This window comes from Jeotgalicoccus psychrophilus DSM 19085, from assembly GCF_000425845.1.
Lineage (GTDB): Bacteria > Bacillota > Bacilli > Staphylococcales > Salinicoccaceae > Jeotgalicoccus > Jeotgalicoccus psychrophilus.
This window is the reverse complement of record NZ_AUEF01000023.1, coordinates 1-18,646: the sequence shown is the minus strand read 5'-3', so window position 1 is coordinate 18,646 and position 18,646 is coordinate 1. Positions and strand designations below refer to the sequence as shown.

Genomic DNA, 18,646 nt, shown 5'->3' with positions numbered 1-18,646 from the left:
CATCCATTCAGATCAAGGATTTCATTACCAACACAGAGCATGGGTAAATATCCTCGACACCTATAATGTGACTCAGAGCATGTCTAGAAAAGGGAATTGCTTAGATAATGCACCCATGGAAAACTTTTTTGGCTTATTGAAACAAGAAATGTTTTATGGCGAACAGTTTGACACTTATGAATTGCTTGAATCCGCTATCCGAGAGTATATTGAATTTTATAATACCAAGAGAATTAAGACAAAATTAAAAGGCATGTCTCCTGTTCAATACAGGAAACATACCTTAAAATCAGCATAACACCAAATAGTCTAACTTTTGGGTATCACGTCAAAGGGGGTGCCTTTTTAATCGTTATTATATTTCATCGCACGTCTGATACGTTCTGGTATCATAACGATTTCAGCCTTCATATCTTCAGGTCTGAATGTTTTATCAATACATTTCTCCCAGTAATCCAAATGTTTTTCATCAAGATCAGTTTTAGATACATTATCTTCTGACTGATTGTCATCCTGAACACTGTACCAGTATAAATACTCTACATCATTAAAGGCTTCACGGAAGATTGTTTCAACAAACATTTTCTCACCCTCGAGGTTCATGAGAACATCGTCCATATGATTATGCATGTACTCAATCCACTCATCTACCAGCTTGCTTTTACCTTCTTTAACTCTATATTTCGTCAATTCTACTCTCATGATTGCTCCCCTCTTAAAACGACTATCTATTTAGGTTTAACCTATGTATTATTAAAATTAATTAGTTTTATATGTATTTAAAAAGATTACTTTAACGCCATTATAACGTTTTTACTGCTAAAGACAATGGATAAGAATATTTTTAATCACCGGAGGAATTATTAATGAAACTTATACTCGGTTCACAGTCGCCAAGACGCCGTGAATTACTCACACAGGCAGGACTGGATTATGAAATCCTTATTCCTGATGCCGATGAAAAACTAATTACCAGCAGCGATCCCGAAACTAAAGTGATTGAGACTGCCAAATTAAAATCTTCTGTCCTGACAGTGGATAATAATTCCGTTCTCTTAACATGCGACACAGTTGTCAGCTGCAATAATAAAATCTATGAAAAACCAGCCACAATTAAAGAGGCACGTCAAATGATAACGACTCTATCCGGAAGTACTCATGAAGTGTACTCCGCTGCCATATTAAAGTCAAGAGGCTTCGAGGAAATTATTTCAGACTGTACAAAAGTCACGTTTTACGAGCTGTCAGAAGCTGAAATCGAACAATATATTAATACCAAAGAACCTTATGACAAAGCCGGAGGTTACGGTATCCAAAGTTTCGGTGCTGTCTTTGTAAAAGAAATACAAGGCGACTACAATACCGTCGTCGGGCTGCCGCTTGCTAAAGTTTACAGAGCTTTAAAAAAATACGGTATTTAAAAAATTCCCGGGTGCTAAACAGCACCCGGGAATTTCTCTATATATCAAATAAAGCATTAAATGCTTCACTCATCACAGGATGATTGTACATCTGATCACGAAGGGCAGTATAAGGAATGTTATTATCCATCGCCAATTTCACTAAATTTATCAGCTCTTCAGAATTAACACCGTATAAGTGTACCCCGAGAATTTCTTTAGTCTCAGTATCGACTACAGCTTTAAATAAACCGCGAAGCTCATTATTAATATGAGATCTCGGGTGTCCGGACATCGGCATACTGTTTTCTGCCGCTTCGTAACCTTTTTCCTGTGCTTCTTCCAATGTTAATCCTGCACGGGAATACGGCGGATCAGTAAACATTGTGAAGTGTAGATTCGTTCGTGAATCATACGAATACTCGCCATCATCAAATAAATGACTCTTCACAATACGGTAATCATCGAGCGACGTATACGTAAATTGCATACCGCCCTTCACGTCACCGAGCGCATAAATGTTCTCAGCTTTAGTCTGCAGATGATTATTCACTTTAATTTCTTTTTTATTCGTCAGTTCTGCCGAAGTGTTATCGAGACCAAGTCCTTCTATATTCGGCTTACGTCCCGTAGCAAATAATATTGCATTTGATGTGAGTTCATTGCCACTCGATAAAGTTACAGTAATATTATTATAATTCTCTTCTGTCACTTTTTCTGCGCGTTCACCAAAGATAAAGTTAATGCCGCTCTCCTGCATATCCTTAGTAATTTCAGCAGCAATATCGCTGTCTTCGGATTTTAGTATTTTATCGTCCGCAACAATTATACTGACTTCTGAACCGAAAGCATTATACATCGTTGCAAATTCCAGACCGATATAGCCCCCGCCGACAATTGTCAGTTTGTCAGGAAGAACATCTTCATCAATTAATGTCGTACTTGTGTAGACTTTGTCAGAGTTTATATCCCCGTCAATTGGCGGAATGACACTTTCTGCACCGGTATTAATAAAGATTTTATCAGCACTGAGCACTTCTTTTTTACCATTAGCCGCTTCTATTTCAATTTCACTGTCGCTGATAAACGACGCTTTAGCATCGTAAACTTTCGCCTTATTTAAATCTGCAACGCTATGATAGTTCTTATCACGCAGTTTGCTGATTACTGAATTTTTGCGTTCAACAGCAGCGCGGTATTCTCTCTTTTCAAGTGCATCGTGCATTAATAACTTCGTCGGAATACATGCGATATTAATACATGTTCCGCCGTACATTGTTTTATCTTTTTCGACTAATGCTACATTCCAGTCACGATTTTCAAGTTCTCCTGCCAGTGTCTTGCCGGCTTTGCCGAAACCGATTATTATTGCATCAAAATGTGTCAAATACAGCATCTCCTTAAGTTTATCATCACCAGATATTTACCCGTGATGACTGTTTAACAAACTAAGTGCTGCAGTGACAGATTGTTAAAACAATTCCTTGGCCAGCAATTTATACACGTTAAGACGCGCTTGTTGTGAATGCGGAATACTGCAAATCATTGCTTCATCAAACCCATATTTTATCTGCTCATCCTGTAATTGAGCTGCGACTTCTTTTGCAGACCCAACCAAATGCAATTTACGGCCTTCGTGAATTTTAATGCGGTCCATTTCTGTTAACGGAAAATCCTGCGCTTCTTCAGGCGTCAACAGCTGTCCGCTTCTGCCTTTCATAAATTGAAGGCGCCAGATATCCTGAGGTTTTGCTTCAAATTCAGCTTCTTCTTTCGTGTCAGCTGCTGTGACCATATAAGATACTGTAATTTCAGGCTTCTCCATAAAAGCAGAGGGTTCAAAATTATTTTTATATGCATCGAGAATCGGTTTTGACAGCTGGCCGTTAAAAAACTGAGCGAATGAATAACCCGCACCTCGGCGCCCTGCTTCTACAGCGCTGTTGCCGCTCGAACCAAGCAGCCATGATTCAGGCAATACGATGTTAGATGGTGTAGCAATTGTTCTGTTATATAACTCATTTTCCGGCACTTCGTCGTTAATCAGCTGCAGAGCTGTATCAAATTTTTCATACATATTATGTACCATCGGCGGACGTCCTTCTGATAATGCGTATATAGAGAACTGGTCCCCGCCTGGTGCTCTGCCCATGCCGAAATCAATACGGCCAGGTGCAAACGCACTGAGTGTTTTAAACACTTCTGCCAGTTTTAAAGGAGAGTAATGCATCATCATAACTCCACCGGTGCCGATACGGATATTTTTTGTTTTAGCTGCCAAATGTGCCGCAGTAATTTCAGGAGCAGAACTTGCATAAGCAGATGTGCCGTGATGTTCAGCCATCCACATACGTTCATACCCGAGCTCGTCACCCAGTACCGCAAGTTCTTCTGCTTTTATTAAAGCACCCGCAGCTGTGTTGCCTTTAGTTATAGGAGCCTGATCCAATATACTCAGTTTCATAGTTTATACATCCTTTAGTTTTTTATCGATAAATATACTCTTCTTTTAAGAATATCAATTTATCCTATGTTTAAGAAACTAAGTGCTTGAGAACTTCATGATATTGAATTTAAAAATACTCCCTGATATCCATTGAAGAATACCAGGGAGTATTGACCCATATATCTATATCATTTTTCAGCTACTTAATTTCTAATTTTTATGCTTCAGCAGGATTAAATTGTAACTCAAGGTTAACTTTAACGTCCTTAGAAACCATAACGCCGCCAGTTTCCAGAGCCTGGTTCCAAGTTAAACCAAATTCTTCACGGTTGATTGAGAACTTAGATTCGAAACCGTAAACATCAACGCCCCATGGGTTTAACGCTTTACCGTTAAATTCTAAAGGAATAGTAACTTCTTTAGTTACATCTTTAATAGTTAAGTTACCAGTAACATCATATTTTGAACCTGAACCTTCGATTTTAGTTGATTCAAAAGTAATGTCAGAATAGTTTTCTGAATCGAAGAAGTCAGCAGATGTTAAGTGAGCATCGCGATCCGCTACTTTAGTATTGATTGTTGCTGTGCTTGCTCTTCCTGTAACTTTCGCTGATGAAAGATCTTCAATATTGTCTACATCTAAGTTAATTGACCAATCACCGAAAGTACCTTTAACTTTTGTTACCATCATGTGTTTTACCGTAAATTCTAATTCCGAGTGTGCTGTGTCTAATACAAATTTAGCCATAATTAATTCATCCTCCAAAATTTTGTTTGTTATTTAATGCTTCGCTTTCGAACTATTACTATAATTATATTAATACACTTAGTTACAAAAAGCAAGTAACAAACTTAAAATAAATTAAATTTAATACATTTTTTCATTTCTAAGTATATATGAATCGATTGCCTATTTTCAGAAAAATTAAACTTTTTTATCTTATATTATTAAATTGTTGACCTTTATTTATTATGCATGTATCCTTAATTTCATTAATTAAATAACTTCTTATCCAGAGAGGTGTAGGGACTGGCCCGTCGATACCTCAGCAACAGATCGTAAGGTACTGTGCTAATTCCAGGAGCAGACACTGCTCGAAGATAAGCCGAGGACGTCCCCATCTCTTATCTTTACTGATAAGTAATGGGGATTTTTCAATAGGAGGATTTATATGTCTAATAAAAAAGGCAGTATCGTGTCATTGCTGCCCTTATTTATATTTGTTGCTTTATTTATCGGTACGGGACTCTTCGCAGGAGACTTCAATGCGATGCCGATTACTGTCGCCGCTATTATCGCTTCAGTGGCAGGTTTCTTGTTATATTTTAAAGTACCATTTAAAGATAAACTTTCAGCTTATTTAAAAGGTGCATCTCAGGAAAATATCATACTGATTGTAGTAATCTTTCTGCTGTCCGGTGCGTTCTCCGGAATCGCCGGGGCAATGGGCGCTGTTGATTCAACTGTAAATATGGGATTAACATTCCTCCCGGGCAGTCTTTTACTCAGCGGTATTTTTATCATTTGCTGTTTTGTTTCTTTATCTATGGGAACAAGTATGGGTACAGTCGTAGCGATTGCACCAATTGCGATCGGTATCGCTGATCAGACTGAGATTGGGCTGGCACTCGCACTCGCGACTGTAATAGGCGGTGCGATGTTTGGAGATAACTTATCGTTTATTTCCGATACGACTATCGTTGCTACAAGAACACAGGGTGTAAAAATGATTGATAAATTTAAAGTGAACTTCTGGATTGTACTGCCGGGAGCACTGCTTACTGTAGTCATATTATATTTTCTCAGTGCCGATGTTTCGCTTAGTGAAACAGGAAATTATACCTTCAGCTTTATCGAAGTCCTCCCCTATCTTGCAGTGCTGATCATCGCGCTACTCGGCGTGGACGTAATGATTGTACTAATGAGCGGTGCAGTACTTGCAGGAGTACTTGGACTGTTCACAGGTGCATTTGATATACTCACGCTAATATCAGCTGCCGGAGAAGGAATAGCAGGCATGCAGGAAATTGCGATTATTACGATATTAATCGGAGGAATGATTGGTCTCGTCAGCCATTACGGCGGTATCACCTACCTGCTCGATACGATAATGAGTAAAATTAAAACGAAAAAAGGCGCTGAACTTGGGATTGCCAGTCTAGTCAGCGTGACTGACGTATCCACTGCTAACAATACGATTTCCATTATGATGACTGGTCCGCTTGCGAAAAATATCGCTGATGAATACGATGTTGATCCAAGAAAATCTGCAAGTATACTAGACACATTTGCTACAGGCTTCCAAGGATTGATTCCATACGGCGGACAGATGCTTGCCGCTTCTGGACTTGCAGCAGGAATATCTCCAGTAGAAATCATGCCCTATTCAATCTATCCGATTCTGTTAATTCTTAGTGGAATTGCTGCGATACTGATTGGATTTCCGAAGAAGTACTCTAAAGATGAAATGAAATAGATAAATGTTAGTCGGATGCAGCGGTGCTGTATCCGTTTTTTTAAAAGGTGGAAAATGATGGTCGGTTTACAACAGGAAATGCCATTGTCATTCCCATTAAAAAAACGGAATATGCTCATGCATATCCCGTTTCAATCACTATTCAAATATAAGCTCTTTAATCATGTGCATTTCTTTAGCGTATATAGAGTCCTTTATATCTGCTACAGTGTCTTCTATTTTATAATAAGCCTCTTTTGCCTCTTCAATTTTTCCTGTTTCAAACAAACAGAGTGGATAGACAAGACTTCTTACCGCAAACAGAACTCTGTCCAGCGGATGCTGTGCCTGCGGCCTTTCATACATTTTATACGAAAAATTATTGAGCACATATTCGTAGTCCTGTTTATAATATGCCAGTTCCATGTCAAATACCGGCAGATACTGTTTAATATATTCCTTATGCAGTTTCGGATCATCGTGTGTCTCTTCACTACTGATCATTTGATTCATTTCTTCTAAATATTCCACAACAAGCTCAATAATGTTATCAGGCTGATTTAACAGATAAAATACATTAATTGGCCGGCTCCTATCAAGCACTTCAAATTTATACTTATCTGACCTGTTAAACGATAAATACCTTCTTACGTTCTCTTGATATTCCTCAGCCTTATCCGGCTCGTCTTTATGTGAATAAAAAAGCCCGAGCATAACATTCTGCAAATAATAATATTTAAAGTTTTCCGTCTTATAGCTTTCTTCAATATGAAGCTGACCATATTTCAAGAAATCTTCAGTATTAAAGTCTCCAGCAAACGAGCTTCTCCAGAATAAGTAATTTATATAAGTACTACTGTCATATTCTTTATACTTTTCAACATCTGCCTCGATTAGTTTCATAGTTTCATATGCATTTTTATAATCCTGCTCGTACATCATTGAAATTGCATTGTTCATTTTATCAGTCACAGCCAGATTCTCGAGACCAATACTTTTATAAAATTTCTCAATTAAATCGGTAATCTCTTCTGCCTTGTCCCTCTGGCCTGTATATCTGTAATACACACGAATCAGATGATAAATAGTCATACCGTTCTTTGATTGTGAGACTTTATCTATATTCGGCAGTATTTCGTCTTTGATCAGCTCTGTTGGGAAATCAAAAGCATTATAAAGTTCACTGCGTTCAAGCATTCCTTTTGTCCATTCACTGTCACCTTGCTGAGTTAAATAACTCATACTGACTCCAAGTATATCCGCCAGGTATTCAAGTGTATCCATGGATGGATTTGATTTATTATTTTCTATTAAGGACAGCATACCTTTAGTAATCTTACTGCCAGCCAATTCAACAAGTGTTAAGCCCTGTTCTTTTCTCAATTTTTTTATACGTTCACCTAAAGTCATATACTCACTCCAATTTACATTAGTTTAATTATATTAAACTTTCGATTGACTTACAACATAAAATAATTATATGATAAGTTTAATCAGATTAAACAAAGGGGGTTGTTGTTTATATTATTATCCAGAGAAGTTCCGCACGAAGAGAAGTTAAACTTTATTATTTATATTTTCAGCAGACTGACATTAAATTTAGGCAGTTTAATTTACACGTTCGCAGTGTCCTACTCTATTTTATATTTCACAGGATCTGCATTGTACTTCGCAATTAATTTAGCAATTACATCTGTCGTGATGACACTGATGCTGCCGCTGTCAGGTGTAATGAGTGATCTTGGCGATAAAAGAAGAATTATTTTATCAGGGGAAATAATTTTGACGCTTATTATGGCAGGTTTACTGATTTTTACTTACTTTAACGGATTTAATCTTTTTGCGATTTATATTACTTCATTTCTAACTGCCTTAGTAAATCCTTTTGTGTCAAATTCATTCCAGACATCGATGACCGAGATGTTTCATAAAGAACGAATTCAAAAAGTGATGGGTTATGTTTCTGCCATTATGTCTTCTGCGATTATTATCGGTCCGGCAATGGGCGGTGTACTGTTCGGACTGTTTGATTTCTATATTATGATTTTAATTTTCACGATTACCTATGCTGTCTCTACTCTCCTCGATTTCTTTATTAAATTCGATTTATATTATGATTCGGAGGATTATGTTTTAAATGACACGACTGCAACTGAGGCCGCTTCAGCTTTCGGAAAGTTCAAGCACGATGTCTGGCAGGGTATTGAATACATTAAAAATTCATATGTCTTCCTCCGGGTCTTCATGATGGCTGCATTTATTAATTTCTTTGCATCTTTAATGGGAATTTATCCTGAGAAAGCAATGATTACAGAACTTAAATTTGAGCCTGAAACTGTGGGGTTAATTAATGCATTTGACGGTGTCGGCGTACTAATTGCCGGAATTATAATCGGCTCAGTCAAACAATTTAAGAATCCTGTTGGGCTGATGAAAATCTCTCTGCTGTTATGGACTTTTACAATACCGTTATATTTACTTCCGCTTTACACAAACATGACAGATACCTATTCAATAGTGTTCTTTGCTGCAATGGGCTTCTCTGTAGCTGCCATGCTGCAGGTGATTAACGTTCCACTGTTCACTTATGTGCAGCTGACTGTTCCGCAGTATATAAAGGGCAGAGTGTTTTCAGCCATAGGGTTATTTGCTTCTTCCATAACACCAGCCGGTACATTACTTTACGGTTTCGCTTACGATTACATTCCTTTCTGGATTATTCACGGCATCAGTTTTGCTGCACTGATTGCTGTCACGCTTATATTCCTTAATAAACGGGTTATCACTGAATCCAAAGCCGATGTTTTAAGAATTTCTGCTGAGCTCAAATCTTCTGGGGAATGACATGAAAACGCACACATATAACAATATATAATGCTCAATATCTGATATAATTATGAATATTATATATTATACAAGGATGTTTTTATGACGAATTATAAAAATGAATATGAAAGAGTATTCAGCGGGCTGTCTGAAGATGATCAGCTGGCATTTAACTCGCTGAATACTGAGTTTGATAAACACTTTGTTACCGAAGATGCGAAGTATAAAAGATTGTATATAATGGCTGATGTGATGGTAGGTTCCGGCAAGGATTACGTAACGTATTACAACGCCAAAACAAAAGATGTTGCCCGTGTAGCTTCAAAAGATTTACCGAAAGAACGGAATAAATACTGGTCTGATGCAGCAATTCTCGGTGTCTATTTTGCCATACTGTTCTCAGCATGTATTTTCATCTTTGGAGAAATCGTTATTTCACTAGTGCTGCCTGGAATTATCGTGTTAATACTGGCCATGGTTCCTTTAATGAACCACGGTATAAAACATCAGTCCTCAGCGCGCGGAAATAAGCAGCTGATTTCCGGTTTCTTATTTTTAATTCTGTTTGTCGGTGCGAACCTTTTAATACTGTTTATGAATTCTGAAATACTCAGTCCTTTAAAAATCACGTCTTACGATGCTTCTGCAGTCGATACACTGCTCTTTGTCGTATTTGTTGTTGTCGCTGCCGCTTCAGTGTACTTCATTTTCAGTTCTGAATCGTGGGCCAGCAAGTTAATTTTTATTGTACTGCTGATTTACAGTGCAGGGCGCTTGATTTATCCTTTCGATTTCTTAAATGGAGTATCGGAGTTTATCGTACAGTACTTTATGTTCATCGGTTTAATCATTATTATTATCGCTCAGTATTTAAGAGCTAAAGGTTCAAATACGAGCGAATCATAGAAAAAAGCTTACTGTCAAATGACAGTAAGCTTTTTAATTTTAATCCATATCTTTTGTTCTGCTTAGTTTAAAGGCAAGTACAAACCCGACAAATGCCAGTATACCTGCAAACAGGAATGACATATTAACACCATGTATCATACCTTCAGTACCTTCTCCCGGTCGCATTGTATTGGTCATAATTGAGACCAATAATGCGGTCCCGACTGCTCCGGCAACTTGTCTCATCGTATTACTCATCGCAGTACCATGCGGTACAAGCGAGTTCGATAATCTGTTGAGTCCTTCTGTTGTTACCGGCATCATCACCATCGCCACACCAAGCATACGAAAGGAGTTGACGACTGCGAGATACGTAAAGGTAGTTTCTGTACTCAGGTTCGCAAACATTAGCGTCGTCACCGTCAGCATGCCAAGTCCGATAATAGCGAGCCATCTCGCACCGTATTTATCGAACAGCCGGCCTGTAATTGGACTCATCAGCCCCATAATTAATGCACCAGGAAGCAGCATCATACCAGATTCCATTGCACTGAAACCGAGCATTGTCTGCATGAATATCGGCAGAATTACTGCTCCGCCGATCATCGACATAAAGACAATCATTCCTAAAGATGTCGACAGAGTAAAGATTTTATCTTTGAATACTCCGAACTCTAAAATCGGTTCTTCCAGTCTGTTCTGACGTTTAATAAACATGTACAGCGAAACTGCACCAACTATAATCGGCAGAATTACCGTAAGACTCAGCCAGCCGCTGTTACCTGCTGCACTGAACCCGTAAAGCAGTCCCCCAAATCCAAGTGTCGATAAAAGAATAGACGTCATATCGAGCTTTGGATTCGTCTTCTCTGTAACATTTCTCAAAATAAAGTATGCAACGATTAAATCGATAATTACGATCGGCAGCAACATGTAAAACAGTCCTCGCCATGGATATATATCGATAAACCATCCCGACAGTGTCGGTCCGATTGCCGGTGCAAAACTTATGACAAGACCGAACATTCCCATCGCTTTACCACGCTGATCGCGCGGATAAACCAAGAATAAAATCGTCTGCATCAGCGGCATTATAATACCTGCCCCTGCGGCCTGTAAAATACGGCCTGCCATTAGCACAGAGAATGACGGCGAAATACCGCATATCAGCGTTCCAAGGCCAAACAGCGACATCGCGGTAAAGAATAACGTTCTCGTTGAGAATTTATTAATTAAAAATGCTGTAATTGGTATCATAATTCCGTTAACGAGCATGAAGACCGACTGCAGCCACTGAGCAACATCAGCTTCCAGATTCAAATCAGTCATTATGTGAGGTATCGCTGTCGCTAAGAGTGTCTGATTTAATATTGCTGCAAATGCACCCGATAAAAGCACAGCCATTAATATCGTTCTGTTTTTATCTGTTAATTTACTGCTGTTTTCATTTGCTAAACTCATTCATTTTCCTTCTTTCATAGACTTACACAATTATTGATTGTATAATACAACTATATATAAAGTCAAGAATAGAATTTGAAAGGACGTGCTTAGAATGGTTAACGATGACTCATTGGAAGTTTTAGAATTGGAAATTGCTATGATGGTCCGTGCTTTAAGAAGCCGGATTGCTGAAACTGATAAAAAACAGGAATTTAAACGCGCCAGTTATTTAATACTGCTGCTTATTTCTAAAAATGGTCCGATGGGTGTTAAAAGTATCGCAGAAAAACTTCACCTTGATATTTCTACAGTCAGCAGACAAGCTGCCGATTTAATGGAAGATGAAATGCTCAAGAAAAAGAAATCTGAAACAGACCGGCGCTCATATCTCTATGAGATTAATAATAAAGGCTGGGATACGATTGCACATATCAGACAAGGCAGAAAGCAGCGTTTTGCTAAAATGATTGATGAATGGGAAGATACAGAAATTGAAGATTTTGCCCATCTGCTTCAGAAATTTAATAATTTAATGAATTAAAACAGCCGCTTCACCTCTACAGGTGAAACGGCTCATTTTTATTTATTTTTCTGTTCGTTAAAGAATTCTATTACTTTCGTATTCATATCATCCTGATTTTCAGTATACAAATACTGATGTCCTTCGTTCTCATAAGCGGTCAGCTCGACATCTTTATTTTCTTTCTTCATTCTTTCATACATTTGCACGGATTCAGAATAAGGCACTCTCACATCGTTATAAGAATGGAAAATTCTTAGCGGGCAGCGTATTCTCTGAGTATTGTTCAGCGGTGCGATGCACTGCATAAATTCATCGTGTTTACCGATAAACCCGTACTCGTATGAACGCTGTTCCCTGCGCCACAGAGGTGTATTCGACAGCAGTGTTGTAAAGTGCGATATTCCTACAATATCGACCGCACCTTTCCACAGTTTCGGAAACTGGGTAATTAACAAGAGCGTCATAAAGCCGCCGTAGCTTCTTCCCATAATAAAAATATTATCTTTATCAGACTGATGATTATTTATTAAATGCTCCCGCAGCTCAACCACATCTTTCGCTGCATCGATACGCTTCTCCTGATTATCGAGACCGATATAAAATTTGGAATAGCCCGTTGAGCCTCTAATATTCGGTACAGCAATCTGATAGCCCTCTTTGTAGAGCTTATAATACAGTTCGTTGAATTCCGGCCGAGCCTCTGATTCCGGTCCACCATGCACGTGTATTGCCGTCGGTGTATGCTCACTTTGCTGCTGATATAAGTAGTAAGGCACATCCAGCCCGTCAAATGACGGATATGTCGAATACATCGTGTTAATAACAGTTTCAATTTTATCGTTGCCGAATAGTTTTTCTGTACTTCCATCTATTAAATTGAATTCATATACTGCATGCGGCGTACCCATATCGGAATACAGTGCATACAGCGTATTGCCTGAATTAACCAGTGAATGCATTACTCCTTCACTGAAGAAATCCAGTGTTTCAAGTAGATCATCCTGAACATTGTACTTAAACAGTTTCGAGTAACCTTTTTTATTTACTTCAAAAACCACAGTGTTTTTATCTTCAAGCACAATAACTTTTTGAATATCCCATTTAAAATAAGTCAGCTTTTTAAATTCAAAAGTGTCTTTATTTAGTTTATAGAGATTTAAATGTCCTTCTAAGTAATCACTCGTAAACAGCGCCTCCGAATCATTTAAAGAACGGTAATTGCCGAAACGCCCTGGCGGCAGTTTGGTATCTGTTAATTCCGCTGTTTTTATATTATACAGAAATATTTTTTTATCTAAATTATTTACAGCCTGGCTCATCAGTATATGATCTTCATCAAATTTGCCGATTATTGATGATGGTGTCTCAAATGATTTAAGAACAGCCTGCTGCCCGTCCTCGTAATCAATCATTTCAAACGTCTTGCCTTCTTTATGATGTCTAAGATACATAAACCTGCCGTCCATATGGACACCGTAATGATGATAATAGTCATCGTCCGCCGTCAGCTGATTCACTTCTTGCCCTTTAAAATGCGTCAGCTGCTCACGTTCATTGCCGTTTAAATCCGTTGCAATTAATAAGCCTTCATCTTCAAACCAGTAGTTTTTAACGTTTTCCTGTTCATCTGATATTTTCACATAACTTTTATCTTTAATATTATAGCTGTGCAGTTCGCGCTTTCCTGTTTCATCAGAAATAACATACAAATTTTCTTTTGTTTTATCCAGTTTTAATGATAGATATTTAGTAAACTCCGTCACTTCGGCACCCTCTTTAAATTATGTAATCCTTATATATAAAAATACCCTAATCCTCAGCGAATTGTAAGGATTAGGGCTCATTTTTATAATTATTGCATATTAAAGTAGTCTACAGCGATCTGTGTGCCGACTTTAGCGTTGTTATACACTAATTTAATGTTGGCCTCTAGAGATTTACCTTCTGTTTTTTCTACAATTTTACCTAATAGGAATGGTGTTGAATCTTTACCGCCGATGCCGTTTTCTTCAGCTTCTTTAACAGCTTCCAGAACAATCTTGTCGATGTATTCTTTAGGCAGCTCGTCACTTTCTAAAATAGGGTTAGCGATAACAACGCCACCTTCAAGTTTAAGGTCATGTTTTGCTTTAATAATCGCAGCAATGTCTGCTGTTGTTTCAGACACAGTGTTTAATTTAATATCACTTGTACGTGTGAAGAATGCCGGCAGCACTTCAGTCTGATAACCGATTACAGGTACACCTTTAGTTTCAAGATATTCCATCGTTTTATCGAGGTCTAAAATAGATTTAGCACCTGCACAGATTACAGCTACATCAGTTTTCCCTAATTCATCAAGGTCAGCTGAGATATCCATAGTATCTTCCACTCCGCGGTGTACGCCGCCGATTCCGCCAGTAACGAAGAATTTAATGCCTGCCATTTCTGCACAGATCATTGTCGATGCTACAGTTGTTGCACCGATACGTTTTGATGCAATGATTTCTGCAAGGTCGCGGCGTGATACTTTCGCAACGCCTTCTGAATTACCAAGTTTCTCAAGTGAAGCCTCATCAAGTCCTACTTTAATCTTGCCGTCCATAATTGCAATTGTTGCAGGAACCGCTCCGCCTTCGCGCACGATATCTTCTACTTTTTTAGCCATTTCCACGTTTTGCGGGTAAGGCATACCATGAGAAATAATAGTTGATTCTAAAGCAATTACCGGTTTATTGCTTGCTAACGCTTCTTTAACATCCGGGTGTAATTCGATTAAATGATTCATTTAACTTCCTCCATGTCTTTAATAAGTTGTTTTTCTGTTAAATCCTGACGTACGGTAAATTCTGTCTCTATTGTCTTGCTGCTGTTCATCATTGCCATCTTAACGATGTCATCTATTGAATAACCTTTCAGCCAGCCGTAGACAATTGCGCTGGAAAACGAATCTCCCGCACCTGTGACATCAACAACTTTATCCGAGGGGATTATGCTGTATACTTTACCGGCGCCGTTCTTGCCGCTGTAAGCTATCGATTTAACACCATTCGTCACAATAACATGACTGACACCTGCATCATTCCACATACTTGCTGCTTCAAGCAGCTCTTCATCACTGTTAATCTTAATATTAAAATGTGCTTCTGTTTCATCTCTATTGACGATTATCCAATCCACCGGTTTTAAATTATCCGGCATACGGTTCATCTTCGGTCCCGATACAGGTATAAGCACAAGATTAAGATTATGTTTCTCTGCGTATGCACATAAGAAGTCGAGGGATACTTTAGGCGTATTTAGATCTGCAACGATGCATTTTGCACGCTTTAATATATATGTCTGTTTAATCAGCACTTCAGGTGTCAAATGATCGTAGATGTTCATATCAGCGAAACCATACTCCATCTCACCTTCATGACTGATTAAAGCGGTGTAACAACCTGTACTCTGACCTTCTATATGTTCTGCAAAATCAAGGTTGATAAACGGTGAACTCGAATCGTGAATCGTCTTCCATTCACCATCATCACCGCGTGTCGTAATTAAGGCGACACTCTCACCAAGTCTGCCGAGGTTTTCACCAATATTACGTGCAACACCGCCGACCGAATGTGCAGACTGAATTGGATTCGATGTGCCGTGTAACAGCTCATCGTGAACGAAGAACTTACGGTCAACGTTAGCCGCACCAACACAGACAATCGGATACTCGGCATTCAGCACATAGGCCTGCCCCTGAATGAACTCTTTTTTAACAAGCTCAGATACGATTGCTGCTACTGCAGAACTTGTCAGTCCTACCTTTTTAGCCAGTTCAGTTTGTGATATGAAAGGGTTATCCTTTATATGTTTTAAAATGTCATTTTCTTTAGGATGCATTGTTATCCTCCTAGCTCACTTTTTACTGCTTTAAATATAAGGTATTTAAGCAATAAAAACTTATTTTAACACAAATCAGCCATAGTTATGTTAAAAAGTAACGCTTTTAATTAAAATTATGAGAATATTTTCACTAAAGGTACATTTATTAAAGGAATTAAGTATAATATACACTTTATATTATGAACTTTACAAAGAAAAATGTTAATCAACATCAAAATAAATCTATATAAACAAAAAAACACTGTGCAAGAAGCACAGTGTTTACTGTATACCACCGGTCGGGATCGAACCGACACTCTCTTAACGAGAATTGGATTTTGAGTCCAACGCGTCTGCCTGTTCCGCCACGGTGGCTAATTAAAAAAAGACTAATTAGCTGTCTAATTAGTTTAAAAGTATAAAGCGGAAGATAGGATTTGAACCTATGTCTTGCTTCAGGAAGAAGCATGTTCTGAACACTAAACTACTTCCGCATAAAAGTATTGTTTAAGGCGCCAACCGGATTTGAACCGGTGATAGAGGATTTGCAGTCCTCTGCCTTACCACTTGGCTATGGCGCCAAAGGAAACTATAAAAACTGGGCTGGAAGGATTCGAACCTTCGCGTCACGAGACCAAAACCCGTTGCCTTACCGCTTGGCTACAGCCCAAAAATGGGGCGACTGATGGGGATCGAACCCACGTATGCCGGAACCACAATCCGGTGTGTTAACCACTTCACCACAATCGCCATAAAATGCAGGGGTAGTAGGAATCGAACCCACATCAAAGGTTTTGGAGACCTCTATATTACCATTATACGATACCCCTATACTAATGGAAGGGGGCAGATTCGAACTGCCGAACCCGAAGGAGCGGATTTACAGTCCGCCGCGTTTAGCCACTTCGCTACCCTTCCGTAAAAAAATGCCGGCCAGAGGACTTGAACCCCCAACCTACTGATTACAAGTCAGTTGCTCTACCAATTGAGCTAGGCCGGCTTAAATGGTGGTTCAGGACGGAATCGAACCGCCGACACTGTGAGCTTCAATCACATGCTCTACCAACTGAGCTACTAAACCACTATATGTGAAGTTTTCATTAATTAAAAATGGCGGTCCCGACGGGAATCGAACCCGCGATCTCCTGCGTGACAGGCAGGCATGTTAACCGCTACACCACGGGACCTTATTTATAAACTTTCAAAAAAATAATTGCGGGAGAAGGATTCGAACCTTCGACCTCCGGGTTATGAGCCCGACGAGCTACCACTGCTCCATCCCGCGATAATAATATTAAATTAAAAATGGCGGAGGAAGAGGGATTCGAACCCCCGCGAGCCGTTAAGCCCCTGTCGGTTTTCAAGACCGATCCCTTCAGCCGAACTTGGGTATTCCTCCGCGATATTAAGTTTAAGCTATGGTGGACCTTGCAGGACTCGAACCTGCGACCCAACGGTTATGAGCCGTTTGCTCTGACCAACTGAGCTAAAGGTCCAAAAATGGTGGCGGCAGAGGGGATCGAACCCCCGACCTCACGGGTATGAACCGTACGCTCTAGCCAGCTGAGCTACGCCGCCGAGTTAAATTATTTTCACTATAACTTTGACTTTTTAAATAATGGTGGAGACTAGCGGGATCGAACCGCTGACCTCCTGCGTGCAAGGCAGGCGCTCTCCCAGCTGAGCTAAGCCCCCATTATAATATTTCATTTTTAAAAGAGTCGGGAAGACAGGATTCGAACCTGCGACCCCTTGGTCCCAAACCAAGTGCTCTACCAAGCTGAGCTACTTCCCGTTTCTATAAGCGCGCCCAAGAGGAGTCGAACCCCTAACCTTCTGATCCGTAGTCAGACGCTCTATCCAATTGAGCTATGGGCGCATTGCATTATTAAATTCAAATGGTGCCGAGGACCGGAATCGAACCGGTACGATAATCACTTATCGCAGGATTTTAAGTCCTGTGCGTCTGCCAGTTCCGCCACCCCGGCTTAAACTGGAGCGGAAGACGGGATTCGAACCCGCGACCCCCACCTTGGCAAGGTGATGTTCTACCACTGAACTACTTCCGCTGACTATACTATTTGTATAAGTTAATTTTAAAATGGTGCGGGTAAAGGGAGTCGAACCCCCACGCCCTAAAGCGCTAGATCCTAAGTCTAGTGCGTCTGCCAGTTCCGCCATACCCGCGTATCTAAATGTGAGCCATGCAGGATTCGAACCTGCGACCCTCTGATTAAAAGTCAGATGCTCTACCAACTGAGCTAATGGCTCTTGTTAAGAGATGGTGCCGGCCAGAGGACTTGAACCCCCAACCTACTGATTACAAGTCAGTTGCTCTACCAATTGAGCTAGGCCGGCTACATGGTGGAGAATGACGGGTTCGAACCGCCGACCCTCTGCTTGTAAGGCAGATGCTCTCCCAGCTGAGCTAATTCTCCATGTAAGATACTATTATCTTATATATCGATTGATAAATCAATCATTATTTTCAATTGTTTTTTAAAATATGTAACAGCCTGGCAGCGTCCTACTCTTGCGGGACGTCAGTCCAACTACCATCGGCGCTGGAGAGCTTAACTGCTGTGTTCGACATGGGAACAGGTGTGGCCTCTCCGCCATCGCCGCCAGACTATTAGTGAATGTATATACATTCAAAACCGGATAGAAGTATCGAGAAGAGTGAACGCACTCTTTTAATTTCTGGTCTTACTTTTGAATAAGTCATCGATGGATTAGTATTTGTCCGCTGAATGTGTTGCCACACTTACACGCCAAACCTATCAACCTCATAGTCTCTGAGGCATCTATTGGGGAAATCTCA

15 protein-coding genes, 23 tRNA genes, 2 rRNA genes and 1 riboswitch are annotated in these 18,646 nt (G+C 39.6%); of the genes, 6 read left to right on the top strand and 34 right to left on the bottom strand.

Annotation, left to right across the window (positions count from 1 at the left end; all coding sequences use genetic code 11):
- Positions 1-298, top strand: a 298-nt coding sequence (locus H625_RS0108360) for an IS3 family transposase (protein ID WP_026859508.1), incomplete at its 5' end; no start/stop codon positions are given.
- Positions 299-345: 47 nt separating this feature from the next.
- Here the strand turns inward: H625_RS0108360 and H625_RS0108355 are convergent.
- Entirely contained in the window at positions 346-702 is a 357-nt protein-coding gene (locus H625_RS0108355) for a DUF6176 family protein (protein WP_026859507.1), read from the bottom strand.
- Positions 703-866: 164 nt separating this feature from the next.
- Here H625_RS0108355 and H625_RS0108350 point away from each other — a divergent pair, with 164 nt between their 5' ends.
- Positions 867-1,421, top strand: a complete 555-nt coding sequence (locus tag H625_RS0108350) for a Maf family protein (RefSeq protein ID WP_026859506.1) — start codon at positions 867-869, stop codon at positions 1,419-1,421.
- Positions 1,422-1,458: 37 nt separating this feature from the next.
- Here H625_RS0108350 and H625_RS0108345 read toward each other — a convergent pair whose 3' ends face one another.
- The 3 genes from H625_RS0108345 to H625_RS0108335 all read right to left on the bottom strand — a co-directional run bounded on the left by H625_RS0108345 (position 1,459) and on the right by H625_RS0108335 (position 4,594).
- Positions 1,459-2,796, bottom strand: coding sequence for an FAD-dependent oxidoreductase (locus H625_RS0108345; RefSeq protein ID WP_035785561.1), 1,338 nt, complete (start codon positions 2,794-2,796; stop codon positions 1,459-1,461).
- 75 nt (positions 2,797-2,871) lie between these two features.
- Positions 2,872-3,864, bottom strand: a complete 993-nt coding sequence (locus tag H625_RS0108340; RefSeq protein ID WP_026859504.1) for an LLM class flavin-dependent oxidoreductase — start codon at positions 3,862-3,864, stop codon at positions 2,872-2,874.
- Between the two features lie 199 nt (positions 3,865-4,063).
- Entirely contained in the window at positions 4,064-4,594 is a 531-nt protein-coding gene (locus H625_RS0108335; RefSeq protein WP_026859503.1) for a YceI family protein, read from the bottom strand.
- 258 nt (positions 4,595-4,852) lie between these two features.
- Positions 4,853-4,954: riboswitch (SAM riboswitch) on the top strand.
- Positions 4,955-5,018: 64 nt separating this feature from the next.
- Between H625_RS0108335 and H625_RS0108330 the strand changes: the two genes are divergently transcribed.
- On the top strand, positions 5,019-6,323 hold the full coding sequence (locus H625_RS0108330; RefSeq protein WP_026859502.1) for a Na+/H+ antiporter NhaC family protein: 1,305 nt from the start codon (positions 5,019-5,021) through the stop codon (positions 6,321-6,323).
- Between the two features lie 138 nt (positions 6,324-6,461).
- Here the strand turns inward: H625_RS0108330 and H625_RS0108325 are convergent, their stop codons facing one another.
- Positions 6,462-7,712: a helix-turn-helix domain-containing protein gene (locus H625_RS0108325; protein ID WP_026859501.1), complete on the bottom strand. Its 1,251-nt coding sequence runs from the start codon at positions 7,710-7,712 to the stop codon at positions 6,462-6,464.
- Between the two features lie 105 nt (positions 7,713-7,817).
- On the opposite strand from H625_RS0108325, the gene H625_RS12845 reads away from it, so the two are divergent.
- Both H625_RS12845 and H625_RS0108315 read left to right on the top strand, forming a co-directional pair.
- Positions 7,818-9,146: an MFS transporter gene (locus H625_RS12845; protein ID WP_051239033.1), complete on the top strand. Its 1,329-nt coding sequence runs from the start codon at positions 7,818-7,820 to the stop codon at positions 9,144-9,146.
- 84 nt (positions 9,147-9,230) lie between these two features.
- Positions 9,231-10,034 carry a hypothetical protein gene (locus tag H625_RS0108315; RefSeq protein ID WP_026859500.1) on the top strand — a complete coding sequence of 268 codons (804 nt, stop codon included), beginning with the start codon at positions 9,231-9,233 and terminating at the stop codon, positions 10,032-10,034.
- A gap of 39 nt (positions 10,035-10,073) precedes the next feature.
- Here the strand turns inward: H625_RS0108315 and H625_RS0108310 are convergent, their stop codons facing one another.
- Positions 10,074-11,477, bottom strand: coding sequence for a DHA2 family efflux MFS transporter permease subunit (locus H625_RS0108310; RefSeq protein WP_026859499.1), 1,404 nt, complete (start codon positions 11,475-11,477; stop codon positions 10,074-10,076).
- A 94-nt stretch (positions 11,478-11,571) separates the two neighbouring features.
- Here H625_RS0108310 and H625_RS0108305 point away from each other — a divergent pair, with 94 nt between their 5' ends.
- Positions 11,572-12,000: a MarR family winged helix-turn-helix transcriptional regulator gene (locus tag H625_RS0108305; protein WP_026859498.1), complete on the top strand. Its 429-nt coding sequence runs from the start codon at positions 11,572-11,574 to the stop codon at positions 11,998-12,000.
- A 38-nt stretch (positions 12,001-12,038) separates the two neighbouring features.
- On the opposite strand, the gene H625_RS13260 is transcribed toward H625_RS0108305, so the two are convergent.
- The 28 genes from H625_RS13260 to H625_RS0108165 all read right to left on the bottom strand — a co-directional run.
- Positions 12,039-13,745, bottom strand: coding sequence for an alpha/beta hydrolase family protein (locus H625_RS13260; protein ID WP_051239032.1), 1,707 nt, complete (start codon positions 13,743-13,745; stop codon positions 12,039-12,041).
- An 89-nt stretch (positions 13,746-13,834) separates the two neighbouring features.
- The gene (locus tag H625_RS0108295; RefSeq protein WP_026859497.1) at positions 13,835-14,749 is read right to left on the bottom strand and encodes a pseudouridine-5'-phosphate glycosidase; all 915 of its coding nucleotides are present in this window, start codon (positions 14,747-14,749) and stop codon (positions 13,835-13,837) included.
- Positions 14,746-15,843 (bottom strand): carbohydrate kinase, encoded by a 1,098-nt coding sequence (locus H625_RS0108290; protein WP_026859496.1) that lies wholly within the window; start codon positions 15,841-15,843, stop codon positions 14,746-14,748. Before H625_RS0108290 ends, H625_RS0108295 begins: the two co-directional genes overlap by 4 nt.
- Positions 15,844-16,115: 272 nt before the next feature.
- Positions 16,116-16,200 (bottom strand) — tRNA-Leu (locus tag H625_RS0108285).
- 47 nt (positions 16,201-16,247) lie between these two features.
- Positions 16,248-16,319, bottom strand: a tRNA-OTHER gene (locus tag H625_RS0108280).
- A 16-nt stretch (positions 16,320-16,335) separates the two neighbouring features.
- Positions 16,336-16,406 (bottom strand) — tRNA-Cys (locus tag H625_RS0108275).
- A 17-nt stretch (positions 16,407-16,423) separates the two neighbouring features.
- A tRNA-Gln gene (locus H625_RS0108270) sits at positions 16,424-16,495 on the bottom strand.
- Positions 16,496-16,499: 4 nt separating this feature from the next.
- A tRNA-His gene (locus H625_RS0108265) sits at positions 16,500-16,575 on the bottom strand.
- Between the two features lie 9 nt (positions 16,576-16,584).
- Positions 16,585-16,655 (bottom strand) — tRNA-Trp (locus tag H625_RS0108260).
- 7 nt (positions 16,656-16,662) lie between these two features.
- Positions 16,663-16,743 (bottom strand) — tRNA-Tyr (locus tag H625_RS0108255).
- Positions 16,744-16,752: 9 nt separating this feature from the next.
- Positions 16,753-16,825: transfer RNA gene (locus tag H625_RS0108250), tRNA-Thr, on the bottom strand.
- A 5-nt stretch (positions 16,826-16,830) separates the two neighbouring features.
- Positions 16,831-16,906 (bottom strand) — tRNA-Phe (locus H625_RS0108245).
- A gap of 30 nt (positions 16,907-16,936) precedes the next feature.
- Positions 16,937-17,012: transfer RNA gene (locus tag H625_RS0108240), tRNA-Asp, on the bottom strand.
- Positions 17,013-17,038: 26 nt separating this feature from the next.
- A tRNA-Met gene (locus H625_RS0108235) sits at positions 17,039-17,110 on the bottom strand.
- 21 nt (positions 17,111-17,131) lie between these two features.
- Positions 17,132-17,224: transfer RNA gene (locus H625_RS0108230), tRNA-Ser, on the bottom strand.
- A gap of 20 nt (positions 17,225-17,244) precedes the next feature.
- Positions 17,245-17,321: transfer RNA gene (locus tag H625_RS0108225), tRNA-Ile, on the bottom strand.
- A gap of 5 nt (positions 17,322-17,326) precedes the next feature.
- Positions 17,327-17,403, bottom strand: a tRNA-Met gene (locus H625_RS0108220).
- Positions 17,404-17,444: 41 nt separating this feature from the next.
- A tRNA-Ala gene (locus H625_RS0108215) sits at positions 17,445-17,520 on the bottom strand.
- A 26-nt stretch (positions 17,521-17,546) separates the two neighbouring features.
- Positions 17,547-17,620: transfer RNA gene (locus H625_RS0108210), tRNA-Pro, on the bottom strand.
- Between the two features lie 10 nt (positions 17,621-17,630).
- Positions 17,631-17,704: transfer RNA gene (locus H625_RS0108205), tRNA-Arg, on the bottom strand.
- Positions 17,705-17,724: 20 nt separating this feature from the next.
- Positions 17,725-17,813 (bottom strand) — tRNA-Leu (locus H625_RS0108200).
- 6 nt (positions 17,814-17,819) lie between these two features.
- Positions 17,820-17,894 (bottom strand) — tRNA-Gly (locus tag H625_RS0108195).
- Positions 17,895-17,927: 33 nt separating this feature from the next.
- Positions 17,928-18,012 (bottom strand) — tRNA-Leu (locus tag H625_RS0108190).
- 11 nt (positions 18,013-18,023) lie between these two features.
- Positions 18,024-18,096 (bottom strand) — tRNA-Lys (locus H625_RS0108185).
- Between the two features lie 11 nt (positions 18,097-18,107).
- Positions 18,108-18,183: transfer RNA gene (locus H625_RS0108180), tRNA-Thr, on the bottom strand.
- A 4-nt stretch (positions 18,184-18,187) separates the two neighbouring features.
- Positions 18,188-18,263 (bottom strand) — tRNA-Val (locus H625_RS0108175).
- A gap of 76 nt (positions 18,264-18,339) precedes the next feature.
- A 5S ribosomal RNA gene (gene rrf / locus H625_RS0108170) occupies positions 18,340-18,454 on the bottom strand.
- A gap of 83 nt (positions 18,455-18,537) precedes the next feature.
- Positions 18,538-18,646, bottom strand: a 23S ribosomal RNA gene (locus H625_RS0108165); the annotation flags it as partial.

Excerpts from the sequence above, each read along its gene's own strand:
- H625_RS0108355 (WP_026859507.1), bottom strand. The coding sequence starts at position 702 with ATGAGAGTAGAATTGACGAAATATAGAGTTAAAGAAGGTAAAAGCAAG.
- H625_RS0108350 (WP_026859506.1), top strand. The coding sequence starts at position 867 with ATGAAACTTATACTCGGTTCACAGTCGCCAAGACGCCGTGAATTACTC.
- H625_RS0108345 (WP_035785561.1), bottom strand. The coding sequence starts at position 2,796 with ATGCTGTATTTGACACATTTTGATGCAATAATAATCGGTTTCGGCAAA.
- H625_RS0108340 (WP_026859504.1), bottom strand. The coding sequence starts at position 3,864 with ATGAAACTGAGTATATTGGATCAGGCTCCTATAACTAAAGGCAACACA.
- H625_RS0108335 (WP_026859503.1), bottom strand. The coding sequence starts at position 4,594 with ATGGCTAAATTTGTATTAGACACAGCACACTCGGAATTAGAATTTACG.
- H625_RS0108330 (WP_026859502.1), top strand. The coding sequence starts at position 5,019 with ATGTCTAATAAAAAAGGCAGTATCGTGTCATTGCTGCCCTTATTTATA.
- H625_RS0108325 (WP_026859501.1), bottom strand. The coding sequence starts at position 7,712 with ATGACTTTAGGTGAACGTATAAAAAAATTGAGAAAAGAACAGGGCTTA.
- H625_RS0108315 (WP_026859500.1), top strand. The coding sequence starts at position 9,231 with ATGACGAATTATAAAAATGAATATGAAAGAGTATTCAGCGGGCTGTCT.
- H625_RS0108310 (WP_026859499.1), bottom strand. The coding sequence starts at position 11,477 with ATGAGTTTAGCAAATGAAAACAGCAGTAAATTAACAGATAAAAACAGA.
- H625_RS0108305 (WP_026859498.1), top strand. The coding sequence starts at position 11,572 with ATGGTTAACGATGACTCATTGGAAGTTTTAGAATTGGAAATTGCTATG.
- H625_RS0108295 (WP_026859497.1), bottom strand. The coding sequence starts at position 14,749 with ATGAATCATTTAATCGAATTACACCCGGATGTTAAAGAAGCGTTAGCA.
- H625_RS0108290 (WP_026859496.1), bottom strand. The coding sequence starts at position 15,843 with ATGCATCCTAAAGAAAATGACATTTTAAAACATATAAAGGATAACCCT.